The sequence below is a fragment of the Streptomyces flavovariabilis genome, assembly GCF_000725785.1.
Lineage (GTDB): Bacteria > Actinomycetota > Actinomycetes > Streptomycetales > Streptomycetaceae > Streptomyces > Streptomyces hawaiiensis.
In genome coordinates this window covers 1-254 of record NZ_JNXD01000118.1, presented here as the reverse complement: position 1 = coordinate 254, position 254 = coordinate 1, and the positions used below count along the sequence as shown (strand labels likewise).

Here is a 254-nt window from a genome sequence, read left to right as displayed (position 1 = left end):
GCGCCGGGGACCTCGCGGATCACCGCGCGGACGGCGGCGATGATCTGGGTGACGGTGTCCTGGGTGGCGACCGCGTCGTCCAGCACGCTGGAGTCCAGCGCCCGGCGGTGCTTGCCCTTGAGTACGCCGGTGGCCTTCACGACCTCGCGCACGGCGTCGAAGATGCGGTTCGGGCGGGCGGAACGGGCCAGCCGGCGGCGGAAGTAGGCCAGCAGCGACGGGTCGAACGCCATGTCGTGAAGGCCCAGCCCGCA

1 pseudogene is annotated in these 254 nt (G+C 72.8%); it reads right to left on the bottom strand.

What is annotated here, in order from left to right:
- Nucleotides 1-254: pseudogene (locus IO24_RS0140175) on the bottom strand (IS5/IS1182 family transposase); the annotation flags it as partial.